Annotated in this window: 7 protein-coding genes; all 7 read left to right on the forward strand. The window is 24.9% G+C overall.

What is annotated here, in order from left to right; all coding sequences use genetic code 11:
- The coding region (locus ACERKK_RS10000; RefSeq protein ID WP_373772940.1) for a hypothetical protein at positions 1 to 809 on the forward strand (809 nt) is incomplete at its 5' end.
- Positions 810 to 833: 24 nt separating this feature from the next.
- Positions 834 to 1,445: a class I SAM-dependent methyltransferase gene (locus tag ACERKK_RS10005; protein WP_373772941.1), complete on the forward strand. Its 612-nt coding sequence runs from the start codon at positions 834 to 836 to the stop codon at positions 1,443 to 1,445.
- Between the two features lie 8 nt (positions 1,446 to 1,453).
- Positions 1,454 to 1,768, forward strand: coding sequence for an MTH1187 family thiamine-binding protein (locus ACERKK_RS10010; protein ID WP_373772942.1), 315 nt, complete (start codon positions 1,454 to 1,456; stop codon positions 1,766 to 1,768).
- Between the two features lie 39 nt (positions 1,769 to 1,807).
- Positions 1,808 to 2,620 carry a shikimate dehydrogenase gene (locus ACERKK_RS10015; RefSeq protein WP_373772943.1) on the forward strand — a complete coding sequence of 271 codons (813 nt, stop codon included), beginning with the start codon at positions 1,808 to 1,810 and terminating at the stop codon, positions 2,618 to 2,620.
- 249 nt (positions 2,621 to 2,869) lie between these two features.
- Positions 2,870 to 3,820: a YbgA family protein gene (locus ACERKK_RS10020; protein ID WP_373772944.1), complete on the forward strand. Its 951-nt coding sequence runs from the start codon at positions 2,870 to 2,872 to the stop codon at positions 3,818 to 3,820.
- Complete coding sequence (locus tag ACERKK_RS10025; RefSeq protein WP_373772945.1) at positions 3,817 to 5,154, forward strand: deoxyribodipyrimidine photo-lyase; 1,338 nt, start codon at positions 3,817 to 3,819, stop codon at positions 5,152 to 5,154. The genes ACERKK_RS10020 and ACERKK_RS10025 overlap by 4 nt, the downstream gene beginning before the upstream one ends.
- The coding region (locus ACERKK_RS10030) for an NAD(P)-binding protein (RefSeq protein WP_373772946.1) at positions 5,141 to 6,448 on the forward strand (1,308 nt) is incomplete at its 3' end. The genes ACERKK_RS10025 and ACERKK_RS10030, both read left to right, overlap by 14 nt.

Genomic DNA, 6,448 nt, shown 5'->3' on the forward strand with positions numbered 1-6,448 from the left:
ACCTTGAGGATTTTACACAAGTCGTAGCAAAAAAATCACTTAAAATTGCAGATGAATATGATAAAAAATTAGATGTACTTTATGTTGAAGATGAATCATTTTTAAAGCTATTTAAAGATAAAGCAGAAGATTCATTATCTAAAAACAAAACAAAATTAGAAACTTTATATGCAAATAATGCGAATGTGTCTTGTAAGCATGGTAATTTTCTTGATGTTGTAGATAGTCATATAAAAGAAAATGATATTTCTGGATTAATTGTTGGTTTTAGAAGAGAAAGAACTTTTTTAGAAGATATCTTTAATGGTTCAAATTTAAGTAAAATTGTTAGGAAATTTGATATTCCAATTTTTGTAATAAAAACAGAAGATGAACCTGAATATAAAAACATTTTAATTCCAAGTGATTTATCAAACTCTTCAAAAAAGAATATTGAGCATTTAGTTACACTATTTCCTAATGCAAACTTTTATATAGAACATTATTATAGAACACTTTTAGAACATGATATAAATAAATATGGAATAAAAGAGAAAGAAGTAAAAGATTATTTAGCTTCTTATGAAGAAGATGCAAAAAAAGAATTAGATAATTTTGTAGATACATTAGAAATTCCATCTGAAACAAAAGTGTTTAAAAAAGTTAAAAACTTTTTAAATATAAAAAAATTAGTAGATGAATCTATTGATACTGAAAATATTGATTTATTAAGTCTTTGTATTAGTACTGATTTTAGTATTTTCTCATTCGATTTATTAGAATCTTCAAAAAAAGATGTAATTATTCATAAAATATTAGAAAAATTCTAATAACTGATTATTTAAAGGAACAAATTGAATAGATTTGATGAAGCAGCAAAAACATGGGATAAAAAGCAATCAAGTATTGATAGCTCAAATGCCTGTGTGCAAAATTTAAAAAAACATATTACATTAAAAGATAATAGTAATATTTTGGATTATGGATGTGGGACTGGATTTATAGCCTTTGCATTAAGCACAAATGAGAATAATATTTTAGGTATGGATTATTCTATTGGAATGGTAGAACAGTTTAATAAAAAAGCAAAAGAGTTAAACTACTCAAATATAAAAGCAGTTCAACATAATATGAATGAAGAAGAACTTCCAAAAAATCAATTTGATTTAGTAATTTCATCAATGACTATGCATCATATAAAAGATACAAATATGTTTGCAAGAAAATGCAAAGATGCTCTAAAAAAAGGCGCAATTGTTTGTATTAATGATCTTGAAAAAGAAGATGGAACTTTTCATAAAAAACACAATAATGACGGTGTTGAACACTTTGGATATGAAAAAGAAGAAGTTTGCAAAATTTTTGAAGATGTAGGTTTTGAGATTGTTAGCTGCGATACAGTATATAAACATGAAAGAAATGATAAAGAATATCCTTTATTTAACCTGATAGCAAAAGCAAAATAGGAATTTATATGTCAGTTTTATTAGAAATGTCTATGTTCCCAACAGACCATGGTGAAAGTAAAAGTAAATATGTAGCAGAAGTTATTAATCTAATTAGAGCAAGTGGTTATACTTATCAATTAACTCCAATGGCAACAATTATTGAAACAAAAACTATGAGTGAGGCTTTAAACTTAGCAGGTAAGTGTTATGAAGTTTTGGAAGAACTTGATTGTAATAGAGTTTATGCAACATTGAAGTTTGATATTAGAAAAGGTCATGAAAATCGAATGAAAAGTAAAATCGAATCTATACAAAATCATATAGGAAAAGTTTCTTTATAATTATATTTTGATAAAATCATATTTTAAATAAGGAAATAAATGTCTGAAAATCAAGAAAAATTTGTAATATTTGGAAACCCAGTAGCTCATTCTAAATCACCACAAATGCAGAATGCAGGTTTTGAAAATCTTAAATACAATGCTATTTATGAAAAACATCATTTAGAAGATGGAAGTTCTATAAAAGAAACATTTTTACAAAATGGTTATGAAGGTGCAAATATAACAGTACCTCATAAAGAATTTGCTTTTTCAAATGCCGATGAAGTAAGAGGATTAGCACAAAAAATCCATGCTGTAAATACATATATAAATGAAAATGGAAAAGTAATAGCTTACAATACTGATGCTCCAGGATTCTTAAAAGCAATAGAATCTTTTGGAGAAGTGAAAAAAGTACTACTTTTAGGAGCTGGTGGAACTGCTAAAGCAATCGCCCTAGCCTTACAAGAAAGTAATATTGATGTTGATGTATTAAATAGAAGTGAAGGAAAACTTGAGTTTTTTAAAAATGAAGGAATAACCTCTTATTCATGGGATACGTTTAAATCAAAAGAAACACAAGAGTATGATTTAATTGTAAACTCTACAAGTGCAGGATTAAAAGATGAATATCTTCCATGTGATAAAGAGATATTAGAAAATGCTTTTAAAACAGCAAAATATGCTTTTGATTGTGTATATGGAAAAGTAACTCCATTTTTAGCATTAGCGCAAGAAAATAGCTTAGAAATAAAAGACGGTGAAGATATGCTTTTATTCCAAGGTGTTTTAGCGTTTGAATATTTTACTAAACAAAAAGTAAGTGGTGATGTAGTTGAAGCTATGAGAAAAGGGTTAAAAGGAGAGTAATATACTCTTCCTTTTTTATTTTAATAATAAAAATTGCTAAGCTATAAAATTCATAAATATTCTTAATATGTTAATTTTATAATTAAACTGATACTATCCTGAATTATTTTTTCTAAACCTTTATCCCCATTTTCATTTATTTTATAATTTTTAACAATTCATCAAAAAGACATAAAAAGCCTATGAATAATATAATTTTTTATATATAATAAATGTAATTAGATAAATTATCAATTATAGGGGAATAATATGAAACTTGGAATTTCTTCTTGTCTTTTAGGGGCAATGTGTAGATATAATGGTGGTCATTCAAAAGATGACTTTATTATAAATGAATTAAGCAATTATTTTGAATTTGTAGCTTACTGTCCTGAGAAAATGGTTTTTTCAACACCAAGAGAAGCAATAAGATTAGTAAGAGTAGATAACGAAGTTAGAGTAAAAACAACAAACTCAAAAGAAGATGTTACAGATACACTAACAAATATCTCAAAAGAGCTTACAGAAGAAATTCATGATGATGAATTGTGTGGTTTTGTTTTTAAATCAAAATCTCCTACTTGTGGTATGGAAAGAGTTAAAATATATCCAAATGGCGAAGGTCAAAGTGAAAATTCTGGTGTTGGAATATTTGCAAATTTAATAAAAGAAAAATATCCATTATTACCAACAGAAGAAGAAGGAAGATTATCAGACCCATGGCTTAGAGAAAACTTCTTAATGCAGATTTTTGCATATAAAGATATATTTGATTTCTTAAAAAATGAACCATCATTTAAAAAACTTGTAGAGTTTCATACATCATATAAATATTTAGTTTATGCAAAATCTCATGTATTTTATAAAAAACTTGGAAATATTGTAGCAAATCATGATAAAAATGATTTAGAAAAAGTTTTAGCAGATTATAAACAATGCTTTTTAGAACTATTAGCACAAAAAGGTACTTTAGCAAATACTTACAATGTTTTATTACATATATTTGGATATTTAAAAAACCTTATTTCAAAAGATGAAAAAGCTGAAATTTTAGAGACTATTGAAGAGTTTAAACAAGAGATTGTTCCTTTAATTACAGTAATAAAAATATTAAATCTTTATGTAAGAAGATTCGATATTGAGTATCTTCAAACACAAAAATTTCTAAATCCTTATCCAAAGGAATTAGCACTAAGATCAACAACAAAAGCTTACAAATGAAACAAATACTTTGGTTTAGAAGAGATTTAAGAATAGAAGACAATGCAATACTATCAGCTGCAAATGCTGATGTATTGCCTATTTTTATTTTTGATAAAAACATTTTAAATAAACTTCCAAAAGATGATAAAAGAGTTACTTTTATTTATGATAGTGTTTTAAAATTGAAAAAATCACTGCAAGAAATAGGTTTAGATTTGCATATTTTTTATGATGAACCTATTAATGTTTTTAAAAAACTAAAAAATGATTTTGATGAAGTTTTATGCTCAGTTGATTTTGATGACTATGCTAAACAAAGAGATGAGAAAATAGAAAAAATTCTACCTCTTAAAAGGTTTATAGATTCTTTTATTTTAAATCCAAATGATCATTTAAAAAGTGATTTAACACCTTATAAAGTTTTTACACCATTTTATAAGTCATTGGATTTTCTTACAAGTTCAAATGAAATAGAAACTTATAAAAGAAATCCAAATCTTAAAATTATTCCTTTTGATTATAATTTTATTCCAAAACTAGAAGATTTAGGTTTTACAAGACAAGAACTACCTGATTTTTTAAATGAAGAGATAAAAGATTTACTTAAAGATTTTTCATTAAGAATAAAAGACTATCAAAATGATAGAGATTTTTTTTATAAAGATGCAACATCAAAACTTTCAGTTCATCTAAGATTTGGTCTTATATCTGCTAAACAAGTATTTAACTATTTTAAAAGAGTTCCTAATAGTGATTTTTTTATTAGAGAGCTATTTTGGAGAGAATTTTATAATTATATTCTTTTTCATAATCCAAAATCAGAATTTGAAAACTATAATAAATTAGAAATTTCATGGAATGAAAATGAAGATGATTTTATAAACTGGTGTGAGGGAAATACTGGTGTTCCTATAATAGATGCTGCTATGAAACATCTAAATAACACTGGTCTTATGCATAATAGATTAAGAATGATTGTTGCCTCATTTTTAACAAAAAATCTTTTTATTTCATGGAAAAAAGGTGAAAAATATTTTGCTTTAAAACTGCTTGATTATGAAGCAAGTTCAAATATTGGCTCATGGCAATGGTCTGCTAGTACAGGTGCTGATGCTGCGCCATATTTTAGAGTATTTAATCCTTATATTCAATCAAAAAAATTTGATGAAGATGGAATTTTTATAAAAAGCGTTTTGAAAGAATTAAAAGATGTTGATTCAAAAGATTTACATATTGAAAATGCAATTGGATCAAATCTATTTATTAACTATGCAAAAGCAATAGTTGATATTAAAATATCAAGACAAATGGCAATACAAAAGTTTAAAGAAGCAAAAAATGAAAACTTATGATTTAGCTGTAATTGGTTCAGGAATGGGTGGAAGTATGATTGCTTCTGTTAATAAAGATAAAAATACTGTACTATTTGAAAAAGATATGAATCTTGGGGGTTGTGCAAGTACTTTTAAAAGATTTGGAAACTATTTTAATGCAGGAGCTACAACTTTTGTTGGTTATGAAAATAATCACCCTATTAAAAATATTTTTCAAAAAGCAAACTTTATTCCTGATATTACAAAAAGTGATATTGCGATAAGAATTATTCAAAAAGACACAGTTATAGATAGAGTTAAAGATTTTGATTCATTCTTAGAAAGTATAAATAAAATTTATCCAAATAAAAACAATCATCTTTTTTGGAAAACTATAAAAGAAATAGATGAAAAATTTTGGGAATTAAATCATCTATATTATTCAAAATATAGCCTAAACTCTTATGTAAAAACTTCTTATAGTGTTTTTGAACTTCTTTGCAGTTTTAAATTTGATTTATTTAAAAGTGCAAATAAATTTATATCACAAACATTAGAAAATATATCAAAAGAGTATCAAAATTTTATAGATGCACAGCTATTAATTACAATACAAACTACATCAAAAGATGTTTCATTATTATCATTATGCTTAGGACTTGCCTACCCTTTTCATGATGTTTTTTATGTAAATAATGGAATGGGAAGTTTATTTGATGGATTATTACAAGATATAGAAGTTAGAAAAAAAGAAGAAATTAAAAAAATTATTAAAGAAGATAAATATTATAGACTTATTTCCAATAAAAATGAATATCTATGTCAAAATATTGTTTTAAACTCTTCTATTTTTGATAGTTCTAAACTTTTTGAAGATGAAGATATAAAAAAATATTATGATAGTTTTTCATATAGTGACCAAAGTGCTTTTGTTATAAATCTTACATTAGATAATAAAAAAGAGTTTTTACATCACTATCAAATTATTTTAGAAAATGAAATACCAAATGCTATTTCAAACTCTTTTTTCATATCATTTTCCTCAAAAAATGATGAAAAAATGTCTAAGAATGGTTATAGTATTACAATTTCAACTCATACAAAATCACTATTTTGGAAAAGTCTATCAAGTGATGAATATATAAAACAAAAACAAATAACTCAAGATTATATTATAAAGCATTTTTTAGAGTATTTTGACTTTATTAAAAAAGAAGAAATTATAAATATTTTTTCAGCAACATCAACAACTTTTAATAAATACATAAATAGATATAATTGTGGAGGAAAAGCAATCACAATAAAAAATATACTTGAAGTACCATCTTGTAAA

Origin of the sequence: Poseidonibacter sp. (assembly GCF_041821165.1) — a bacterium.
Lineage (GTDB): Bacteria > Campylobacterota > Campylobacteria > Campylobacterales > Arcobacteraceae > Poseidonibacter.

Excerpts from the sequence above, each read along its gene's own strand:
- ACERKK_RS10010 (WP_373772942.1), top strand. The coding sequence starts at position 1,454 with ATGTCAGTTTTATTAGAAATGTCTATGTTCCCAACAGACCATGGTGAA.
- ACERKK_RS10025 (WP_373772945.1), top strand. The coding sequence starts at position 3,817 with ATGAAACAAATACTTTGGTTTAGAAGAGATTTAAGAATAGAAGACAAT.
- ACERKK_RS10020 (WP_373772944.1), top strand. The coding sequence starts at position 2,870 with ATGAAACTTGGAATTTCTTCTTGTCTTTTAGGGGCAATGTGTAGATAT.
- ACERKK_RS10015 (WP_373772943.1), top strand. The coding sequence starts at position 1,808 with ATGTCTGAAAATCAAGAAAAATTTGTAATATTTGGAAACCCAGTAGCT.